The following is a 20,424-nucleotide window of genomic DNA, read 5'->3' as shown; positions in this document are numbered from 1 at the left end:
TGGCCGCGCTCACCGGTGGCCGGCTGGAAGGAATCTCATGGAAATGACGCGAGAGTTGCGAGTGCTTGCCAGCGTGGCCGCTATTTTGACGAGCGGCCTGGTGCTTACGGGCTGCATCGGTGGCCCGACCTATGGCACGGACAAGACCGCTGGCGAACAGCTCATGGACGACCTCGGGAGCGTCGCAAGCTTCGGGCCGCCGAAGCGGGATCCGGTCAAGTACCAGCCGCGTCCGGGCCTCGTCCTGCCGCCGTCGGCCCAGCAGGCCTCGCTCGTCGAGCCGCAGAAGTCGCTCGCCAGCCGCGAGGCAAACCCGGAATGGGTCGAGTCTCCGGAAGAGGTGCGCAAGCGCCTGCGTGAAGAGGCCGACGCCAACAAGAACAACCCGAACTATGTCTCGCCGCTTGCCAAGGCGAGCGCCAACGGTCGCCGTCTCTCCGCAAAGGAGCAGCAGGAGGCCTATCGCGAAGGGCGCAAGATCGAGATGGGCGCCTATTCCGACAAGCGCCGCTTCCTGAGCGATCCGCCGCTCGACTACCGTCGCCTGCCTGAGGGCACCGAGACCGATCTCGGCGAGCCGGAGAAGGACAAGGAGCGCCGCCGCAAGAAGGAGGCGCAGATCAAGAATTCCGGCTCCAAGTGGTATTGGCCCTTCTAAACCTGTTTTCGCCGTTCCATTGAAACGGCGAAATGCATCTCTCCCCTTGATCCATGCAGTTCCGGCTAAACGCGCGTTTGTTTGCTGGAACTGCTTGAGAAGCGCCTGAGCCATGACCATCAGCATTCGAGACGTCCGCCCGGAAGACGCCGAGACCATTCTGCGCTTCATCACCGAACTTGCCATCTACGAGAAGGAGCCCGACGCTGTCGAGGCGACGGTCGAGATGCTGCAGGCTTCGCTCTTCGGTCCCGGCGCGATCACCCGCGCGGTGATCTGCGAGAAGGATGGCAAGCCGGCGGGCTTTGCCATGTGGTTCTACAACTATTCCACCTGGCAGGCGCGCAAGGGGCTTTACCTCGAAGATCTTTACGTCACCCCGGATTGCCGCGGTTCCGGCGCCGGCAAGATGCTCCTGAAGCATCTGGCCAAGATTGCCGTCGAGGAGGGCTGCGGCCGCTTCGAATGGAGCGTGCTCGACTGGAACGAACCGGCGATCCGCGTCTACGAATCGGTTGGTGCCGAGCCGATGTCCGAATGGACGCGCTACCGCCTGTCTGGCGCGGCACTCGATAGCTTCGCCGCCGACTGAAGCGGTTTCAGGAAATCACGCCGCCGCAAGTCGCGAAGGGATCTCTCACCGCTTGCCGGCAAAGAAATCCCTGAGGATATCGGCGGCTTCCCGCTCGGCGAGGCCCGAATAGACATCGGGCGCATGGTGGCAGGTTGGCGAGCCGAAGAAACGCACGCCGCTGTCGACCGCGCCGCCCTTCGGGTCGTCGGCGCCGTAATAGAGGCGGCGGATGCGCGCAAACGAAATCGCCGCCGCGCACATGGTGCAGGGTTCGAGCGTGACGTAGAGATCGGCGCCCGTCAGCCTTTCGTCCTTGAGGACGGCGGCAGCCTTGCGGATGGCGACGATCTCCGCATGTGCGGTCACGTCGTTGAGTTCGCGGGTGCGATTGCCGGCGCGCGAGATGATCCGGCCGTCGAAAACCACCACGGCGCCGATCGGCACTTCGCCGCGTTCGGCAGCCTTGCGGGCCTCTTCAAGGGCCGCATCCATGAAGCGTGTCGTCTCAGCCATCGCTCAAACAATAATTTCTCTTAACCCACGGGCCGCGACCTGATAGGACAGCCGCAAAAGGCAGGCAACACAAATGACATCCAAAGACAAGCCCACGCGGCCTGGCGGCAAGTCCGCTGGCCGGGACAAGAAACCGCATTTCGCCGACAAGAAGGGCGCTGCGCCGAAAAAGGCTGCAGGAGCCAAGGCTTCCGGCCCGAAATCTTTCGGTGCCAAGGGCCCCGGCAGGAGCTTCGACGCAAAGACGTCTGAGCCCAAGGCCGGCGCTTCGCGTCCAGCCCGGGAGCGTCCGGCTGCGGCTGCAGCGGCGGCCGACGAACCGCAGCGTATCTCGAAGATCCTGGCGCGTGCCGGCGTTGCATCGCGTCGCGACGTCGAGCGCATGATCATGGAAGGCCGCATCAGGCTCAACGGCGTCATTCTCGACACGCCCGTGGTCAACGCGACGCTTGCCGATGCGATCGAGGTCGATGGCCAGCCGATCCGCGGTATCGAGCGCACGCGCCTCTGGCTCTATCACAAGCCGGCCGGTCTGGTGACCACCAATGCCGACCCGGAGGGTCGTCCGACCGTATTCGAAAACCTGCCGGACGAGTTGCCGCGGGTTCTGTCGATCGGCCGCCTCGACATCAACACCGAGGGCCTGCTGCTTCTGACCAATGACGGCGGCCTTGCCCGCGTGCTTGAACTGCCGTCGACCGGCTGGCTGCGCCGCTACCGCGTGCGCGCCCATGGCGAGATCGATCAGGAAGCGCTCGACAAGCTGAAGGACGGCATCGCCGTCGACGGCGTGCTCTATGGCGCCATCGAAGCCACGCTCGACCGCGTTCAGGGCTCGAACGTCTGGATCACGATGGGGCTTCGCGAAGGCAAGAACCGCGAAATCAAGAACGTGCTCGGCGCGCTCGGCCTCGACGTCAACCGCCTCATCCGCATCTCCTACGGCCCGTTCCAGCTCGGCGAACTGCCGGAAGGGCATGTCCAGGAAATCCGCGGGCGCACCCTGCGCGACCAGTTGGGACCGCGCCTGATCGAGGACGCCAAGGCGAACTTCGACGCGCCGCTCTACAACGACCAGGCAGCAACCGTTGCCGGTGATGCCGCGGACGACGATGGCGGCGATACGCGCCGGCCGGAACGCTCCAACCGCTGGGAAAAGCCTGAGGACAAGCGCGAACGTGCTCTGTCGCGGCTCGACACCCGCCGCGACGATCGTCGCGATGGCCCCCGCGGCAAGGGCGGCCCGCGCGAAGACCGCGACGCCAAGTTCGAGGACCGGCCGAAGCGTGCGCCGGCGCAGCGCGCCCGCACGGCCAATGTCTGGATGGCGCCCGGCGCACGCCCGCTCGCCGAGAAGAAGCCGAAGTCCGTTGACGGCGACGCCACCGAGAAGTCCGCCCGTCGCGAGCGTCCGGAAAGCGCACCGAAGTCCAAGCGCTACGGCCGCAACAAGGATGGCCTGGCGACGAAGACGACTGGCAAGTTCGACCCGGACCGCAAGGGCGCTTCCAAGGATTTCGGCCGTGGCGCCGACAAGCCGGCCCGCCCCTTCGTCAAGAGCCGTGACGAGGACGGAGAGTGGATCAGTGCCGCCGAGCCGGTTCGTCGCCGCGACGAAGGCCGGGATGGCGGCTTCGATCGTCGCAAGTCCTTTGACGGCGGCGACCGCAAGTCGCGCGATCACGGAGATCGTCCGCCGCGCCGCGAGGGTGGAGACCGCCCGCGTGGTGACCGTCCGGCCCGTGCTGAGGGCGGCGAACGCCGCTTCGACAAGCCGCGCGCACCGCGCGCCGAAGGTGACCGCCCGCCGCGCCGCGAAGGTGGCGACCGGCCGCGTGGTGATCGTCCGGCCCGTGCCGAGGGCGGAGAGCGCCGTTTCGACAAGCCGCGCACGCCGCGCGCCGAGGGTGATCGTCCGCCGCGCCGCGAAGGCGGAGAGCGTTCGTTCGGCGATCGCCCGGCCCGCAGCGAAGGCGGTGATCGCCGCTTCGACAAGCCGCGGGCTCCGCGCGCAGACGGTGACCGCGCGCCGCGTCGCGAAGGCGGTGATCGTCCGTTCGGCGACAAGCCCCGCGGCAAGTCGTTCGGCGGCAAGCCCTCGGGTGGAAAATCCTTCGGCGAACGCTCCGGTGGCCCGCGTGGCGGCAAGCCCGGCGGTGGAAAACCCGGCGGACGTCCGGGTGGCGCTGGTCGCCCCGGTGGCGCTGGACGCCCGGCCGGTGGCGGCAAGCCGCGTGGCAGAGGAAACTAAGCGGCCGTGCGGATCGTCGGTGGAGAGTTTCGGGGTCGCAGCCTGGCGACCCCCAAGTCCAACGATATCCGGCCGACCACGGACCGGACTCGCGAAAGCCTGTTCAACATCCTGAGCCATTCCTATCCGGAAGCGCTCGACGGCACCCGTGTGCTCGACCTCTTTGCCGGCACCGGCGCGGTCGGCATCGAGGCGCTGTCGCGCGGGTGCCGGCAGGCGCTGTTCGTCGAACAGAGCGTCGAGGGCAGGGGTCTGCTGCAGACCAATATCGAGACGCTCGCGCTACAGGGGCGGGCAAAGGTCTTCCGGCGCGATGCGACCAGTCTCGGTGGTGTCGGTACGATGGAGCCGTTTCATCTCGTCTTCGCCGACCCGCCCTACGCCAAGGGACTGGGCGAAAAGGCGTTGGAGTCGGCTGCCGTCGGCAACTGGCTGGTGCCCGGCGCGCTGGTGATCCTCGAGGAACGGGCGGATGTCCAGCCGGCGCCGGTCGCTGTCTTCGAGAACCTTGACGTCAGGGTGTTCGGCGACACCCGCATGCATTTCTATCGGTTTCGCGGAGCCTGACGCCGTAATTTCGGTTGACTTGCCGGGGTAGGCTCAGCCGGACGACGCTACATTCTCAACCGCCCAGCGCGGAGGCATGCCGATGAAGCAGGATCTTTCGATGGCGCATGGATCGGCGGAAGCCCCGGCGCGACCCACCGTCGCGCTGGCGCTTGGCGGCGGTGGCGCCCGCGGTCTTGCGCATATCCATGTCATCGAGGCGCTGGACGAACTCGGCATTCGGCCGGTCGCGATCGCGGGCTCGTCGATCGGCGCAATCATGGGTGCCGGCATGGCGGCGGGCTTGCGCGGCGAAGAGATCCGGGCCCATACGCTCTCGACCGTCGGCCAGCGGCGCGAAGTGGTCAACCGCCTGTGGCAATTGCGGCCGTCGAGCCTTTCCGAAGCCATGGCGAGCGGTTTCCGCTTCGGCCAGTTCAATGTCGAGCGGGTGCTCAAGGCCTTCCTGCCCGAGGCCATCCCGCAAAAATTCTCCGACCTTGAGATCCCGTTGAAGGTCGTCGCCACCGACTATTACGGCCAGACGGAGAAGATCTGCGACAAGGGCGACCTCCGCAAGGCCTTGGCCGCGTCCGCGGCGCTGCCGGCGATCTTCACGCCGGTCCGGATCGATGGGCGGGTCATGATCGACGGCGGCATCTACAACCCAATTCCCTTTGATCACCTGCGCGGCCTTGCCGATATCGTCATCGCGGTCGATGTCGTCGGCGGGCCGGATGGCGACGGCAAGGCGATCCCGAGCCGGATCGACAGCCTGTTCGGCGCGAGCCAGCTGATGATGCAGTCGATCATCGCCATGAAGCTGAAAGAGGGAGCGCCGGACATCCTGCTGCGCCCCGATGTCGGCCGCTACCGAGTGATGGATTTCCTGCGTGCCCAGGACGTGCTGAACGCAACGGCTGCGATCAAGGAAGAGCTGAAGCGCGCACTCGATGAGCGGATGACCGCGCCAAGGCTCACCTGAAACCCTGGCGCCTGAACCCTGGCGCCTGAACCTTGACGCTTGAACCTTGGCGGCAATGACGGCGCGCGCCGTCGCCGCATGCGCGGTCAGGCGCTTTCGCGCTCGTCGGCGGGAAGGCCCGGGAGGATCCGTTCGCCGGTCTCTTGCGAGTGGTCGACCTCGCGCTTCGGCTTGACCAGCGGCTCCGGCCGCACGGGCCGCGAATGCAGCATGTCGCGGCCGGCGGTTATGCCCTCGGCCTCCTGCAGCACCAGCCGAGCCTCGTCGCGCTTGCGGATGTCGTCCATGATCGCGATCGCCTCGTCGTCGCCGACCCCGAGTGCCTCCAGCGTCTTGCGGCCGAAGAGCAGACCGGACTCGAATGTCTCGCGCAGTTCGTAGTCGACGCCCTTGGCCCGCAGTTCCAGCGTGTGCAGGCGATCGTAGGAACGGGCGTAGATGCGTGCGTTCGGATATTCGGATTGCACGAGATCGATGATGTGGTCGGTCGTTTCCTTCTTCTGGGTGCAGACGGCCACGATCTTGGCGCGTTCGATGCCGGCGGCACGCAGCACGTCGAGACGGTTGCCGTCGCCGAAGTAGATCCGGAAGCCGAAGGTCGCGGCCTGGCGCACGCGGGCGGCCGAATGATCGATGATCGTCACGTCGCGACCGCCGGCAAGCAGGATCTGGGCGGCGATCTGGCCGAAGCGCGAGAAGCCGATCATCAGCACGTCGGCACCCGCACCCTCGAAATCCTCGTCGATCTCCTCGTCCATCTCGTCCTGTTCGCGCATCAGCCTTGGCGCGAGCATCGCGGCAAGCGGCGTCAGCGCCATCGACAGGGTGACGATGGCGACAAGCAGCGAGGCGTTGTCATCCGAAAACACCCCGGCCGTTGCCGCCGCCGTGAACAGCACGAAGCCGAATTCGCCACCCTGCGGCAGAAGCAGGCTGATGCGCACCGCGTCGTTGTGCTGCGACCCGGTGAAGCGGCAGAGCCAGTAGAGCACCAGGCTCTTCACGGCCATCAACAGCGGCACGGCGATGATGATCAGCTGATAGCGCTCGACGATGACGCCGAGCTGCAGCGACAGGCCGACCGCCATGAAGAACAGGGCCTGCAGGATACCGCGGAACGGCTCGATGTCCGCTTCGAGCTCGTGGCGATAGGAGGATTCCGCCAGAAGCACACCGGCAAGGAAAGCACCCATGGCCATCGACAGCCCGGCAAGCTGCATCATCGTCGCGGCGCCCATGACGACAAGCAGGGCTGCAGCGATCATGACATCGCGCGCGCCCGTTCGGCCGATGATCTGGAACAGCGGGTTCACGAGATAGCGGCCGGCGGCAAAGAGAACGACGATCGCCGTGGTGGCGATCGCGAAATCCTCGAGCGGCGTCGTCCTGTCCTCCGGCGCCTGTGCCGCCAGCAGCGGGATCAGCGCCAGAAGCGGCACGATCGCGAGGTCCTGCAGCAGCAGGATCGAGAAGGCGCGCTGTCCATAGCGCGTGTTGCGGTCGTTGCCCTCGTCGAGGATCTGCATGGCGAAGGCCGTCGACGAGAGCGACAGTCCGAAGCCGGCGATGATGCTGCCGCCATGATCGAGCAGGCCGAGGGCGTAGATGGCGTAGGAAAGCAGGATGCCCGTCAAGAGCACCTGCGCCGTGCCGAGGCCGAAGATGTCGCGCCGCATCTGCCAGAGCCGCGAAGGCTTCAGTTCGAGCCCGATGATGAAGAGCAGGAAGACGACGCCGAGTTCAGAGACGTGCAGGATCTGCTCGCCTTCGGTGATGCTCTGGGCCACAGGTCCGATCAGCACGCCGGCCGAGAGATAGCCGAGGATCGTGCCGAGCCCGAGCCGCTTGAAAAGCGGAGCGGCGATGACCGCGCCACCGAGCAGCATCAGGGCCTGGGAGTAGATGATCGGTGTCGTTGCCATGCCTCAGGCTTTCACTGTTGCTGAACCCGGCCCCAAGCGGAGCTTTCGAGAGCGCTTCATTTGCGGTGTTTGAGCGGGAATCGGGTCGATGCCCTTGATGCCTGCTTCGCCGCACAATAAATGGGGCAGGAATGAAAGGCCACACCATGTCAGACACGATCGATTCTGCCGACCTCGAAAAACGCGCATCCGAACTCGTGGACCTCGCCCGCAAGGCCGGCGCCGATGCGGCGGACGCGGTGGTGGTGCGCGGACGCTCCCGCTCCGTCTCCGTCCGCCTCGGCAAGGTCGAAGCGACGGAAGCTTCCGAAAGCGACGACTTCTCGCTCCGCGTCTTTGTCGGACGGCGTGTCGCCAGCGTTTCGGCCAATCCGGGTTTTGACCTGAAGCTGCTCGCCGAGCGCGCGGTGGCCATGGCCAAGGCTTCGCCGGAAGATCCCTTTGCCTCGCTGGCGGACGCCGACCGGCTGGCGAAGTCCTATCCGGACCTCGACCTCTTCGACGCCACGGCGGTTTCGACCGAAACCCTGACCGAAGCGGCGCTTGCAGCCGAAGAGGCGGCACTTGCGGTTTCGGGCGTTACCAATTCCAGCGGCGGCGGCGCCTCGGCCGGCATGGGCGGGCTCGTACTCGTCACCTCGCATGGCTTTTCCGGCTCCTACATGGCCACCCGCTTCGGCCGCTCCGTCAGCGCGATTGCCGGCGAGGGCACCAAGATGGAGCGCGACTACGACTATGACAGCCGCCTGTTCTTTGCCGACCTGCGCGACGCCGACGAGATCGGCCGCCTTGCCGGTGAGCGTGCTGTCGCCCGCATCAACCCGCGCCAGGTGCCGACCGCCAAGAATGTCACCGTCGTCTTCGATCCGCGCATGGCCCGTGGCTTCGTCGGCCATCTGGCCGGCGCCATCAATGGCGCGGCTGTTGCCCGCAAGACGAGTTTCCTGCGCGACATGATGGGCAAGCAGATCCTGAAATCGGGTCTTTCGGTGACGGACGACCCGCTGATCGTGCGCGGCTCCTCTTCGCGACCGTTCGACGGCGAAGGGGTCAGCGGCGAAAAGCTGGCGATGGTCGAGGATGGCGTGCTGAACCACTGGTTCCTGTCCACCTCGGCAGCGCTCGAGCTCGGGCTTCAGACCAACGGCCGCGGCGTGCGCGGCGGTCCGACCGTCAATCCGTCCTCGACCAATCTGGCGCTCGAGCCGGGATCGATCTCACGGGACGATCTCATCCGCAGCGTCGGCACCGGCTTCTACGTCACCGAGCTGATCGGCCAGGGCGTCAACATGGTGACCGGCGAATACAGCCGCGGCGCCTCCGGCTTCTGGATCGAGAACGGCGAGTTGACCTTTGCCGTCTCGGAAGTCACGATCGCGTCCAATCTCAAGGACATGTTCATGGCGCTGACGCCGGCAGACGACATCGACCGCAAGTTCGGCGTCGCGGCACCGACGCTCGCCATCGAAGGCATGACGCTCGCCGGCCTCTGACAAGGCCGCAGGAAAAGCAGGCGCGGGGAGCCCGCGCCGATCCCGCCTTCCGGACAAGGGAGAGGCGGGCTGACGGGGTTTTGAATGTCTGACACTGCACCATCGGGCGCGGACTGGAAGGCGGATCTCGACGTGATCCGCGCCGCTGCGGTCGTCGCCGGCGAAACCGCGCTCGGCTACTTCCGCAAGGCGCCCGACGTCCGCTGGAAGAACGAAGGCCGCTCGCCGGTCAGCGAGGCGGATCTCGCCGCAAACGATGTGCTGAAGACGCGCCTGCTTGCGGCCCGGCCCGATTACGGCTGGCTCTCGGAAGAGACGGACGACGATCTCAGCCGGCTGTCGCGCGAAACCGTCTTCGTCGTCGATCCGATCGATGGCACACGCGCCTTCATCGCCGGCAAAGAGCTCTGGTGTGTCAGCGTCGCCGTCGTGCATCGTGGCCAGCCCGTTGCCGGCGTGCTCTATGCTCCGGCGCTCGATGAACTCTTCGAGGCGGTCGCAGGCGGCAGTGCACTGAAAAACGGTGCGCAAATCTCGGTGCGCGAGGCAAGGCCCGGGGAAACGCTGCATCTGGCGGCTGCCGAAGACACCATCGACAAGCTTCCGGCGCCCTATCGCAGCGCCGTTACCCGTATCCCGCATGTGCCGTCGCTTGCTTATCGGCTGGCCATGGTTGCCGACGGGCGGATCGACGGTACGCTGGTGAAGAAGAACGCCCACGACTGGGACCTGGCTGCGGCCGACCTCATTCTAGCGAGCGCCGGCGGCGCGCTGGTCGATCTCGACGGGCAGGCGCTTTTCTACAATCGATCCACTGTCGTTCACGGGGTTCTCTGCGCGGCGGCAAAGCCGCTCTTGCCGGACCTGATCGCCGCATCGCGGTCCATGGAGCCCCATTGACCTTTGAGGCCGAATGCCTCAAATCAACGCCCACACCCAACAAGAATAAATGGAAGTCCGATGGCTCACGACACCGAGAAAAAACAACGTCTGCATCTCGTCTTCGGCGGCGAACTCACCACGCTGACTGACGTGCATTTCCGCGACCTGGACAAGCTCGATATCGTCGGCATCTACCCGGACTACGACAGCGCCCTGACTGCCTGGAAATCCAAGGCGCAGATGACCGTCGACAACGCGCACATGCGTTACTTCATCGTCCACATGCACCGTCTGCTCGACCCGGAAAACGGCTGATGCCGATGAGGTCGGGATGCGCGGTGTTTACCCGCATGCCAGTCGCCCTTAAGTCTCTCCGGGCCGGAACGGCCGGGGAAGGTGACCTGACATGAGCAGCTTTCGCGCGCGCTTGGCGCTCTCCAGCTACCGCTGGATCGGCTCGGCCATCTATCCCCTCGTCTGGTCCTACCTTGCCGTTCGCGCCGCGAAGGGCAAGGAGGATCCGGCGCGTCGCCGCGAGCGCTACGGCCATGCCAGCGAGCCGCGGCCGCAGGGGCCCCTGGTGTGGTTCCACGCGGCAAGCGTCGGCGAGACCAACGCCGTCATCCCGATGATCAAGGAAATCAGGCGGCGCGGCATCCACGTCGTCTTGACGACCGGGACGATGACCTCGGCGCGGGTCGTGGCCGAACGCCTGGGGTCGACGGTCATCCACCAGTATGTCCCGCTCGATTTCAAGCCGGCCGTCAGCCGTTTCCTGAACTATTGGGAGCCGGATCTGGCGATCATCGCCGAATCCGAAATCTGGCCGATGACCATCCTGGAACTCGGCCGTCGCCATATCCCGCAGGTTCTGGTGAACGGGCGCATGTCCGACCGGACCTTTGCGCGCTGGAAGCGCCGGCCGGCGCTTGCCGATGCGCTGTTCGAGAATCTCGCGCTCGTCATTGCCCAGTCGGATGTCGATGCCGAGCGCTTCCGCACGCTCGGCGCGCTGCCGGTGATGGTGTCGGGCAACCTCAAGGTCGATACCGACGCGCCGCCGCACGATCCGCAGGCGCTGAAGGAGTATCGCCAGCAGATCGGCGCCCGCAAGACCTGGGCGGCGATCTCGACCTTCGACGGCGAAGAGGCCGCCGCCGGCGTCGTGCACCGCGCGCTCAAGGAGCGAACCGGCCTTCTGACGATCATCGTTCCGCGCCATCCTGATCGCAGCGACGCCATCGAGGCGGCGCTGACGGCCAAGGGGCTGAAGGTCGCCCGGCGCACGCGCCGCGATCCGCTGACGCCGGACGTCGATATCTTCCTTGGCGATACGATCGGCGAAATGGGCCTCTATCTTCGCCTGACCGAGGTTGCCTTCGTCGGCCGTTCGCTGTTTGCCGAAGGCGGCCAGAACCCGCTGGAGCCGGCGATGCTCGGCTGCGCGATCCTTTCGGGCGGCAACGTCCAGAACTTTCGCGAGACCTACCAGACGCTGGCCAAGAACGGCAGCGCCAAGATCGTGCGTGATGTCGAGATGCTGGCGAAGGGCGTCAACTATCTGCTCGCCAACGACGACATGCGTCGCTCGATGATCGATGCCGGCCTTGAAACCGTGCAAGAGATGCGCGGTGCCCTGTCGGCGACGATGAAGGGGCTCGAGCCCTATATCAATCCGCTCGTCGTCAAGGCGCGCCTCAACCCGCCGACCGACAACTGATCCAGCAGGAGACGAAGCCTCGTCATGACCGCAGCCAAAGCCATCTCCGGCATCCTGTTCGACAAGGATGGAACCCTGCTCGATTACGCAAAGAGCTGGGTGCCGGTGAACTACGAACTGGCGCGGATCGCGGCACAGGGTGACGAGGCCCTGGCCCGCACGCTGCTTGCAGCCGGCGGCATGGATGCCGATACCGGCCACGTGCTGCCCGACAGCCTGCTTGCCGCCGGCAACACGGTCGAGATCGCGACCGGCTTCGTCGGTGCGGGCGCGCCCTTCACGATTGCCGAACTCACGACCCTGCTTGACGGCCTGTTCGCGCGTTCGGCGGAATATGCGGTGCCGGTGACGGATCTCGGCGCTTTCTTCGCCGGATTGCATGCGAAGGGCTACCGCCTTGGTGTCGCCTCCAGCGACAACGAGCGCTCGATCCGCGAAACCGCAAAGCGCTTCGGCTTCGAGAATTACCTGCACTATGTGGCGGGCTACGACAGCGGTTATGGCGTCAAGCCCGAGCCGGGCATGGTGCTTGGCTTTTGTGCGGCGACCGGCCTTGAGCCGCAGCAGGTGGTCGTCGTCGGCGACAACAATCACGACATGCACATGGGCCGCAGCGCCGGCGTCGGCATGACGGTCGCCGTCCTCACGGGCACCGGCTCGCGCCAGTCGCTTGCGGCGGCCTCGGATCATTGCCTCGCCGACATCACCGAGCTCGAAGCTGTCCTCTAGATCGGGTTGTAGCAGTGGCTTGCCGCGATTGCCTTCGGTTGCGCACCGCGATCGGTCTGGTTCAGCGCCCCTAGCGTGGCTGCATCGGTCTCCATAGCTTGCGTTTTTTCTCGTTCTGACGTTTTTTGTCGCAATCCACCGGTTTCGACCGGCGAACAAACCGTCCCTCCCGGACAAGGAAGGACCTGAGCGGCCGGGAGGCCACGGAACGAAGATGGTATCGGAAGCGCCGCCATTCTGGTGGACCAAGGCGGATTGGCGTGCGCGCGCGTTGTGGCCGTTCTCATGGGTTTACGGACGGATCGCCGGCATGCGAATGGATCGCGCGCAGCGCGCCTCGGTGCCGGTCCCGGTCATCTGCATCGGCAACTTCACCGTCGGCGGCGCCGGCAAGACGCCGACCTCCATCGCGCTTGCCCGCGTCATCCGCGAGAAGGGGCTGAAGCCCGGATTCTTGAGCCGCGGTTATGGCGGCTCGCTCGACGTAACGACCGTCGTCGATCTGGAACATCACCGCGCCCGCGATGTCGGCGACGAACCGTTGCTGTTGGCGAAGGAAGCCTTGACTGTCGTCTGCCGCCGTCGCGTCGATGGGGCTCGTCGGCTGGTGAAGGAAGGCGTCGACATCATCATCATGGACGACGGTTTCCAGAGCGCACGTCTGGCCTTCGATTTCGCGCTTTTGGTGATCGATTCCCGCCGCGGCATCGGCAACGGCTATCTGGTGCCGGCCGGTCCGGTGCGCGCGCCGCTGTCGAACCAGCTCCGCCACGCTACGGCCCTGCTCAAGATCGGCGACGGCACCGAAGCCGACGCCCTGATCCGTCGCGCCGCCCGTGCCGGCAAACAGATCTACGAAGCCGAGGTCATAAGGCACGACGACGGTTCGCTGAACGGCGTCAAGGTGCTTGCCTGGGCGGGCATTGCCGATCCGGAAAAGTTCTACCGCACCGTCCGGGAGACGGGGGCCGTCATCGAGGAAACCCGCAGCTTTCCCGACCATCACCATTTTTCCGAGGACGAGATCGCCGATCTGCTCGACCGGGCTGCAACGCTCGGATGCCAGCTTGTCACCACCGCCAAGGATCTGGTGCGCCTGGAGCCCGGCCACGGCCGCGCCGCGGAGCTTGCCGCAGCGAGCAGGGTGATCGAGATCGACGTACGCTTCGACGACCCGATGGCTCCAAAAAAGATCATCGAGACGGCGCTTGCCGCGGCGCGTGCCCGCAAGCTGCGCGAAGGCGCGGCTAAGTAACGGCGCCTTTCGGGCCTCGGTGGTGCCGGCGCTCGGGCTTGGTTAGCGGCGTTGGTTGGGCAGCGCGCCTGCGCGCTTTTCCGCCTCGAGCGAGGCTTCCGCGTCGACATAGGGCTCCTGCCGGGCGACGCTCCAGTAACGCAGCTCATCGACGGGGATGGTCTTGCCGGTCATCGCGCAGATCACGTGCGAGCCCGCAAGCACGATCTGAAAGTCGCCGTCGAGATAACGGATCTTCGCTTCGCGCGAAGCGCTTCCTTCAAACCGGTTCATCATGCTCGGCGCCTGTTTCCGTCTTCGTTATGGGTTCTCTGGTCTAGCCCGCCGCCCGGAAAAATGCCAGTCGCATTTCGCCTAGCGGGAAGATCAGCTCCGGCCGAACAGCCGTTCGATGTCGGAGAGCTTGAGTTCGATATAGGTGGGGCGGCCGTGATTGCACTGGCCGGAGCCGGGCGTCGCCTCCATTTGCCGCAAAAGCGCGTTCATCTCCTCTGTTCGCATCCGCCGGCCTGAGCGCACCGATCCGTGGCAGGCCATGGTCGCGGCGAGATATTCGAGCCGGCTCGTCAGCCCGCTTGCCGTATCCCATTCGGCAAGCTCGTCGGCGAGTTGGCGCACGAGACCGACGGCATCCATTTCGCCGAGCATGGCCGGCGTTTCGCGCACCGCGATCGCGCCCGGGCCGAAGCGCTCGATCGCAAGGCCCAGGCGGGAGAACTCCTCCGCATGGGTCATCAACCGGTCGCAGTCGTCTTCGGGCAGATCGACGATCTCCGGGATCAGCAGCGCCTGGGCGGCGACCGGCCGCGAATGCAGTGCCGTACGCATGGCCTCGAACACCAGCCGCTCGTGGGCGGCATGCTGGTCGACGATGACGAGGCCGTCATCGGTCTGGGCGACGATGTAGTTTTCGTGCAACTGGGCGCGCACGGCGCCAAGCGGGAAGGACTGCGGCTGCGGCGGTTGCTGGGCCTCCGGCGCCGGCACGGGCATTTCCCGCTCGAACGGGGTGGCGACACGCGCTGATGGGGCGGAAAACGCCGCAAAGCTCGCCTGCGGCTGCTCGCCGAGATGGCGCAGCATGGAGTCGAATTGTGTCGGCCGGGAAGGCGACGTCTCGGCGCTCCAGGGCTGCGGGCGGTAATCACCGGAGCGGAACGCCTGCATCATGCCGCGGGCGCCCGTCGTTGCGGCGCGGTCGCCGTCGCGTGTCAGCGCCTGGCGGATCGCGCCGATGATCAGCCCGCGGATGAGGCCGGGGTCGCGGAAACGCACGTCGGACTTTGCCGGATGCACGTTGACATCGACGAGGGCCGGGTCGAGCGTGATCGACAATACGGCGACCGGATAGCGGCCGCTCGGGATCGTCTCGGAATAGGCGGCACGGATCGCCGACAGCAGCAACTTGTCCTGCACCGGGCGGCCATTGACGAAGACATATTGCTGCAGCGAGTTGCCGCGATTGTAGGTCGGCACGCCGGCAAAGCCGGTCAGTTCCACGTCTTCCCGCGCCGCATCGATCTCGATCGCGTTGTCGCGGAAATCCTTGCCGAGCACCTGCGCCATGCGCGCCAGCCGGTCGTCGCCGGTTGCCGGGAATTCGAGCGTCGAGCGGTCGCTACCCGAGAGCACGAAGCGAACCGCCGGAAACGCGATCGCCATGCGGCGCACCACTTCCGAAATGGCGGCCGCTTCTGCCTTCTCGGTCTTCATGAACTTCAGCCGGGCCGGGGTGGCGAAGAACAGGTCGCGTACCTCGACCACCGTGCCGGTATTGGCGGGCGATGGGCGCACCGGATCGGTCTTCCCTCCGGCAATGGCGATGATCGCTCCTTCGCTCGCGCCGGCCGTGCGCGTCGTGATCGACAGCCGGGCGACCGAACCGATCGACGGCAGGGCCTCGCCGCGGAAGCCGAGGGTGCGAATGTCGAACAGGCTGTCGTCGAGCTTCGACGTACAATGCCTGCGGACTGCCAATTCAAGGTCGCCAGGCGTCATGCCCGAGCCGTTGTCGGTGACGCGCAGCAGCGTCTTGCCGCCGCCGGCGGTTGCGATCTCGATGCGCGTCGCGCCGGCGTCGAGCGCATTCTCGATCAGCTCCTTGGCGGCGCTGGCGGGACGTTCGATCACTTCGCCGGCGGCGATCTGGTTGATGAGGGTTTCTGAAAGCTGCTTGATGGCCATGCCCCATTTTCCGGGATTCGCCACGGAAACGGAAGGGGGAACGATATCTCGTCCCCGGTCACGAGCGTCTGGTGCGGTTACCCTTGAAAAATGAGCGAGGGTTTAATCGGCCCTTAACACTCTGCTGCGATTTTCCACAACAACCTGAATGATCACGGGTTTTGTCTTTTGAGCCTTGCGGCGTAGCTGGACGCCGCACTCCCGCCGCTCGAAGAGACGCCTGCCAAGGCCACCCCAGCATGTCCCGAAATGAAACCGCCGTTGCAGCGCCACGCGTCCTTGTAAAGACGCGGCAGGCCGTTGTGGCACTTTGAATGGCCGCCTGTTCCGCCTTGATCCAAGGGTGATCCAGGGACACATGCGGTAGGCGAGTGAGGACAGTGCGATGAGCGATGGGGCGCCCAACGGCGCGGACATCAACAGGGTCATTCTTGAGTCGAGTTGCGACGCACTCGGCATCGCTGTGCTTGTCTGCAGCCGGGACGATACCATTCTCTTTGCCAGCCGCACGATGCTGCAATTTTTCCCGGTGCCGGCGGAAGCCCTGATGCCGGGCACGCGGCTCCGCGATTTCCTCGGCGCCGTCTACGACACCGGCGTCCGTCCGGGCACCGTTCCGGAAAACAGCCGCCGGCGCACCAACCGCGAGGAATGGATTGCCGAGCACATGGCGCTGCATTGGCGCGAACGCTACGAGAGCGTCGAGCGCGCCGGCCGCACCCGCTGGGTTTCCATGCGCAAGCGCCGCCTGTCGAGCGGCATGGGCATCCTGTCGATCAGCGACGTCTCCGACCAGAAGAAGCGCGACGAACAGCTCCAGACCGACCTGGAGCGGGTGGAGCTGACCGAACAGATCCTCGACGCCCAGCCCAATCCCATCTGCGTCAAGGACCGCAATCTCAATTACATCGCGGTCAACAAGGCCTTCTGCCTGATCCATGACCTGGCGCAGGACGCCATTCTCGGCCGGTCGGCCTGGGACTTGGTCGAGAGCGATCTGGCGGAGCGCTTCGAACAGTCCGATCGCATGGTGCTTGAAACCGGCAAGCCGTTTTCGCAGGCCGAGCACATCGTGCGTGCCGATGGCAGCGATCTCTGGGTGCTGACCCGCAAGTACCGCGTCGGCATGCCCGGCCGCCACTTCGTCGTCACCTGCATGAACGACGTGACCGATATTGCCGTCTGGTATCAGGGCGGCGAGGAGCCTTCGAGCGAGGCCACGTTGCAGATCCGCGACTACAGCATCTTCACCGCGGCGCAGAACTTCTACGATCCTTTCCGGGCGCTGAATGTTCAGCAGCTCGTCGAGGCGGGGTCGATGATCGAGACCTTGCCGGCGCGCGGCCTGCGGGTGCTTCTCGCCACCGACGACCGATCGCTGGAGGAGCGGCTTGTCGCCCGGCTGCGCGGCTCCGGGCTCGACGCCTGCGCGGTTCGCGATGCCGACGAATTGCACGCCTTCTGCGCGGCCGTCGACGAGGCGGGGCTGAAACTCGACATCCTCTTGCTCGACGCGGCTTTCCCTGAGCGGCAGAAGGTCGCCGCCGGTTGGCGCGACAGCCCGATCCTCCCGGTGTCTGAGGATCAGGACGGGGCGGCGGTGCTTGCGGAAGTCTTCCGCGTCTGCTCCGAGCGGGCTGGCGCCGCGCCGCAACAGGAATGGTCGCTGTCGTTCGAGGCCGAGGAGATCGCGCCGCCGCCGCCGGCGCCGCAGGTCGATGTGCTCGTTGCCGAGGACAACCAGATCAACCAGTTCGTGTTCACCCAGATCCTCGAAGGGCTCGGCGTTTCTCATCGGATCGCCGCCAACGGCCGCGAGGCCGTCGAACTCTGGCACGAACTGCAACCGGCCCTTGTGCTGATGGATGTGTCGATGCCGGTCATGAACGGCTTCGACGCCACCGTCGCGATCCGGTCGGCGGAGAAGGGACGCACACAGAAAACGCCGATCATCGGCGTTACCGCCCAGGCCCTGGATATCGACCTGCAGCAATGCAAGGCATCCGGCATGGACGACCACATCATGAAGCCGGTGAGCCCCGACATGATCGAGGCGGTGCTGAGAAAATTCATGCCGGTGAAGGCAGTACGAACGGCAGGTTGAGTAAAAAGCGTGTCAACTCGCTAGAATTGGGGAGGCCAATGGCAAATCTTGGAGCGGCGCGATATCGGATTGTTAACCGCCGATTGCGATCGTCTGCACCGAATTGCCGCTAAAGTGTAGAGCCCAATCCGTATGCCTCGCATCCACCTCGTCGCCCAAGCCCCGGTCGTGTCGGAAGGACACAGCCGGTCTGCGTCGTGGCGCGGGCTGGCGGCGGGCTGGATCGCACGCCATCCCTGCCAGATGAGTGGGGAACGGCGATGATGACAGCGGAAACACCTTACCACCGTGTTGGCCGCGACGCGCCTGCTGCCTGGGGCGACGTCGATCCGTTGACCGGGCTCGGCAACGCCCGTTGCCTGCGCCAGTGCGTGCTTGATCTCGCCGAGGAGCGGGCAAGCGACCCGGCGCCGTTCACGATCGGCCTTGCCAATATCGACGGTTTCAAGCCGATCAATGACCTTTTCGGACCCGAGGCGGGCGACGAGATCCTCTGCCAGGTGGCCTATCGGCTGAAGGCCTGCGCGCCTGAAGGCGCCACCATCACCCGTTTCGACAGCGACGAATTCGCCTTCGTGTTGCCGCTGATCTTCGAGCGCAAGGGCGCCGAGAAGATCGGGCAGATGCTGAAGGAAGTGCTGTCTGCCCCCTTCGATCTCGGCGACCGCCATGTTCGTCTGTCCGCCTCCTTCGGCTTCGCCGTCTATCCCTTTGCGGGCGAGGTGTTCGAGGACCTCCTGAAGAGCGCCGACACTGCGCTCTATCGCTCGAAGCGCCGCGGCCGCGGGCAGATCACCGTCTATTCGCAGGAGATCGCCCAGGAGATGAAGCGCGCAACGCAGCTCGAACAGGCGCTGCGCAATGCCATCATCGCCAATGAGGTCGACGTGCACTTCCAGCCGATCGTCGATCTGCGCAACGACGCGGTTGTCGGCTTCGAGGCCCTGGCGCGCTGGTGCGATGCCGATCTCGGTTATGTCTCTCCGGCAGTGTTCGTGCCGCTCGCAGAAGAGCGCGGCTTCATCGATTCGCTCGCCGAGGTGCTGCTGCGCAAGGCGGCCCATGCCGCACTTTCCTGGCCGAAAGAGCTCTTCCTCTCCTTCAATCTCTCCTCGGCGCAGCTGACGGATCCGACCACCAGCCGGCGCCTGCTGTCGATCATCAGCCAGATCGGCCTCGACCCGCGGCGCCTGGAGCTGGAGATCACCGAGACGGCCGTCATGGCCGATGCGGATATCGCCCAGAAGATCGTTGCCGAACTGCGCGCCGCCGGTGTCCGCGTCTCGCTCGACGACTTCGGCACCGGCCAGTCGAGCCTCGGCCGGCTGCGCGACTTTTCCTTCGACAAGGTCAAGATCGACCGGGCCTTCGTCTCACGCATCTCGGCCGATCGCGCCTCGGAGCACATCATCAAGGCGATCGTGTCGATGTGCGAGGGTCTCGAGCTCGAGGTCGTCGCCGAAGGCATCGAGGATTTTTCCGAGGCCCTGAAACTGAAAGCACTCGGCTGCGGTCTGGGGCAGGGCTATTTCTACGGAAAACCCGCCGATGCGGTGGCGACGATGCGCTATCTTGCCGATCGCTACCGCGATCTTCCCGTCCAGGCCTGATCCGGGTTAGTCCTCGGTCCCGGACATCTCAGCGCGGTCGTGCCGTCCTTCATCCAGCAACCAGTCACGCACCCTTTTGGCCTGCGCATTCAGTTCGCGCGATCGCGGCCAGACGACGTAGAAGGCAAGGCCCGTCTTCAGCACGTGCCCGGCGACCGGGACCAGCGCGCCCGAGCGGATCTGCGGATAGATCAGATGTTCCCAGCCGAGCGCCACGCCTTCGCCGGACAGTACCGCCTGGATCACCAGGACATAGTCGTTGATCGAAAGCCGCCGAGCCTGTTTGGGATAGGCATGGCCGGCGCTCGCAAACCACTCGGTCCAATCGCAGGCGCGGCGCACCGGCTCTTCCAGGTGGATGAGATTGTGGTTGGGCAGGTCGGCGGCCGTCTTCGGCAGGCCATGCCGCTCGATGTAGGCGGGTGTGGCGACCGCATTGACCACCTCGTCGGCGAGCAGGGCGGCATGGTAGCGCGGCCAATGGCTGGGGTCGCCGCCGCGGATGCCGAGCGGTATCGGCTCCTCTTCCAGGTCGAGGTCGCGCACGCTGGTTTGGATTCGGAGATCGATTTCCGGCAGGTCCTCGCGCATGCGGTTGAGGCGGGGCAGCATCCACATCGAGGCAAAGGCGGTCGACGCCGCCAGCGTCACGTTGGTCTCGCGGCCCTTGGCGCGAATGTCTTCGGCCGACTTCTGGATGCGCGACAGGCCGACCGATACGTCGGCATGGAATTTTTCCCCCGCCTCGGTCAGTTCCACGGCGCGGTGCACACGGTGAAACAGCGGCACGCCCAACTGTTCCTCAAGTCCGCGCACGGCGTAGGAGACCGCGGCCTGGGTCATGCCGAGCTCGTTGGCAGCACGGGTGAAGTTCTGGTGGCGGCCGGCCGCCTCGAACACGATGAGGCTTGCGGCTGACGGAAGCAGGCGGCGCAGGTTTTCCATAAACCATGCTTATAGCATGGATCGAATTTTTCCAGCGTTACAATGGAATTTTT

18 protein-coding genes are annotated in these 20,424 nt (G+C 65.5%); 13 read left to right on the top strand and 5 right to left on the bottom strand.

Annotated features, from left to right (window positions below; all coding sequences use genetic code 11):
- The first annotated feature begins 37 nt into the window (after positions 1 to 37).
- Positions 38 to 658 carry a hypothetical protein gene (locus ACIQUG_RS16865; RefSeq protein WP_043618384.1) on the top strand — a complete coding sequence of 207 codons (621 nt, stop codon included), beginning with the start codon at positions 38 to 40 and terminating at the stop codon, positions 656 to 658.
- Positions 659 to 770: 112 nt separating this feature from the next.
- Entirely contained in the window at positions 771 to 1,250 is a 480-nt protein-coding gene (locus ACIQUG_RS16860) for a GNAT family N-acetyltransferase (protein WP_402323259.1), read from the top strand.
- Positions 1,251 to 1,295: 45 nt separating this feature from the next.
- Here ACIQUG_RS16860 and ACIQUG_RS16855 read toward each other — a convergent pair whose 3' ends face one another.
- Positions 1,296 to 1,745, bottom strand: coding sequence for a nucleoside deaminase (locus ACIQUG_RS16855; RefSeq protein ID WP_402323258.1), 450 nt, complete (start codon positions 1,743 to 1,745; stop codon positions 1,296 to 1,298).
- Between the two features lie 73 nt (positions 1,746 to 1,818).
- Here ACIQUG_RS16855 and ACIQUG_RS16850 point away from each other — a divergent pair, with 73 nt between their 5' ends.
- The 3 genes from ACIQUG_RS16850 to ACIQUG_RS16840 all read left to right on the top strand — a co-directional run bounded on the left by ACIQUG_RS16850 (position 1,819) and on the right by ACIQUG_RS16840 (position 5,527).
- Positions 1,819 to 3,996: a pseudouridine synthase gene (locus tag ACIQUG_RS16850; RefSeq protein ID WP_402323257.1), complete on the top strand. Its 2,178-nt coding sequence runs from the start codon at positions 1,819 to 1,821 to the stop codon at positions 3,994 to 3,996.
- A 6-nt stretch (positions 3,997 to 4,002) separates the two neighbouring features.
- A complete protein-coding gene (rsmD, locus tag ACIQUG_RS16845) occupies positions 4,003 to 4,563 on the top strand; it encodes a 16S rRNA (guanine(966)-N(2))-methyltransferase RsmD (protein ID WP_402323256.1) in 561 nt (186 codons plus the stop codon).
- Positions 4,564 to 4,645: 82 nt separating this feature from the next.
- Positions 4,646 to 5,527 carry a patatin-like phospholipase family protein gene (locus ACIQUG_RS16840; protein WP_402323255.1) on the top strand — a complete coding sequence of 294 codons (882 nt, stop codon included), beginning with the start codon at positions 4,646 to 4,648 and terminating at the stop codon, positions 5,525 to 5,527.
- Between the two features lie 86 nt (positions 5,528 to 5,613).
- On the opposite strand, the gene ACIQUG_RS16835 is transcribed toward ACIQUG_RS16840, so the two are convergent.
- Positions 5,614 to 7,449 carry a monovalent cation:proton antiporter-2 (CPA2) family protein gene (locus ACIQUG_RS16835; protein ID WP_402323254.1) on the bottom strand — a complete coding sequence of 612 codons (1,836 nt, stop codon included), beginning with the start codon at positions 7,447 to 7,449 and terminating at the stop codon, positions 5,614 to 5,616.
- Positions 7,450 to 7,595: 146 nt separating this feature from the next.
- On the opposite strand from ACIQUG_RS16835, the gene ACIQUG_RS16830 reads away from it, so the two are divergent.
- The 6 genes from ACIQUG_RS16830 (at position 7,596) to lpxK (ending at position 13,528) form a co-directional block, all read left to right on the top strand.
- The gene (locus ACIQUG_RS16830; RefSeq protein ID WP_043620992.1) at positions 7,596 to 8,942 is read left to right on the top strand and encodes a TldD/PmbA family protein; all 1,347 of its coding nucleotides are present in this window, start codon (positions 7,596 to 7,598) and stop codon (positions 8,940 to 8,942) included.
- Positions 8,943 to 9,026: 84 nt separating this feature from the next.
- Positions 9,027 to 9,842, top strand: coding sequence for a 3'(2'),5'-bisphosphate nucleotidase CysQ (locus ACIQUG_RS16825; protein ID WP_402323253.1), 816 nt, complete (start codon positions 9,027 to 9,029; stop codon positions 9,840 to 9,842).
- A gap of 60 nt (positions 9,843 to 9,902) precedes the next feature.
- On the top strand, positions 9,903 to 10,139 hold the full coding sequence (locus ACIQUG_RS16820) for a DUF4170 domain-containing protein (protein WP_043620984.1): 237 nt from the start codon (positions 9,903 to 9,905) through the stop codon (positions 10,137 to 10,139).
- Between the two features lie 91 nt (positions 10,140 to 10,230).
- Positions 10,231 to 11,544, top strand: coding sequence for a lipid IV(A) 3-deoxy-D-manno-octulosonic acid transferase (waaA, locus tag ACIQUG_RS16815; RefSeq protein ID WP_043620982.1), 1,314 nt, complete (start codon positions 10,231 to 10,233; stop codon positions 11,542 to 11,544).
- A gap of 24 nt (positions 11,545 to 11,568) precedes the next feature.
- Positions 11,569 to 12,273, top strand: coding sequence for an HAD family hydrolase (locus ACIQUG_RS16810; RefSeq protein WP_402323252.1), 705 nt, complete (start codon positions 11,569 to 11,571; stop codon positions 12,271 to 12,273).
- A 214-nt stretch (positions 12,274 to 12,487) separates the two neighbouring features.
- Positions 12,488 to 13,528, top strand: coding sequence for a tetraacyldisaccharide 4'-kinase (gene lpxK, locus ACIQUG_RS16805; RefSeq protein WP_402323251.1), 1,041 nt, complete (start codon positions 12,488 to 12,490; stop codon positions 13,526 to 13,528).
- A 42-nt stretch (positions 13,529 to 13,570) separates the two neighbouring features.
- Here the strand turns inward: lpxK and ACIQUG_RS16800 are convergent, their stop codons facing one another.
- On the bottom strand, positions 13,571 to 13,804 hold the full coding sequence (locus ACIQUG_RS16800; RefSeq protein ID WP_053250845.1) for a DUF2093 domain-containing protein: 234 nt from the start codon (positions 13,802 to 13,804) through the stop codon (positions 13,571 to 13,573).
- A 90-nt stretch (positions 13,805 to 13,894) separates the two neighbouring features.
- Complete coding sequence (mutL, locus tag ACIQUG_RS16795; protein WP_402323250.1) at positions 13,895 to 15,712, bottom strand: DNA mismatch repair endonuclease MutL; 1,818 nt, start codon at positions 15,710 to 15,712, stop codon at positions 13,895 to 13,897.
- A 385-nt stretch (positions 15,713 to 16,097) separates the two neighbouring features.
- On the opposite strand from mutL, the gene ACIQUG_RS16790 reads away from it, so the two are divergent.
- On the top strand, positions 16,098 to 17,816 hold the full coding sequence (locus ACIQUG_RS16790) for a response regulator (RefSeq protein WP_402323249.1): 1,719 nt from the start codon (positions 16,098 to 16,100) through the stop codon (positions 17,814 to 17,816).
- Positions 17,817 to 18,079: 263 nt separating this feature from the next.
- Positions 18,080 to 19,426: a putative bifunctional diguanylate cyclase/phosphodiesterase gene (locus ACIQUG_RS16785; protein WP_402323248.1), complete on the top strand. Its 1,347-nt coding sequence runs from the start codon at positions 18,080 to 18,082 to the stop codon at positions 19,424 to 19,426.
- A 6-nt stretch (positions 19,427 to 19,432) separates the two neighbouring features.
- Here ACIQUG_RS16785 and ACIQUG_RS16780 read toward each other — a convergent pair whose 3' ends face one another.
- On the bottom strand, positions 19,433 to 20,371 hold the full coding sequence (locus ACIQUG_RS16780) for a LysR substrate-binding domain-containing protein (protein WP_402323247.1): 939 nt from the start codon (positions 20,369 to 20,371) through the stop codon (positions 19,433 to 19,435).
- Positions 20,372 to 20,424: the final 53 nt, after the last annotated feature.

This window comes from Ensifer sp. NPDC090286 (assembly GCF_044769565.1).
Classification (GTDB): Bacteria; Pseudomonadota; Alphaproteobacteria; order Rhizobiales; family Rhizobiaceae; genus Ensifer.
Note: the sequence above shows the minus strand (reverse complement) of the source record. Positions and strands in the feature narration are given on the sequence as shown.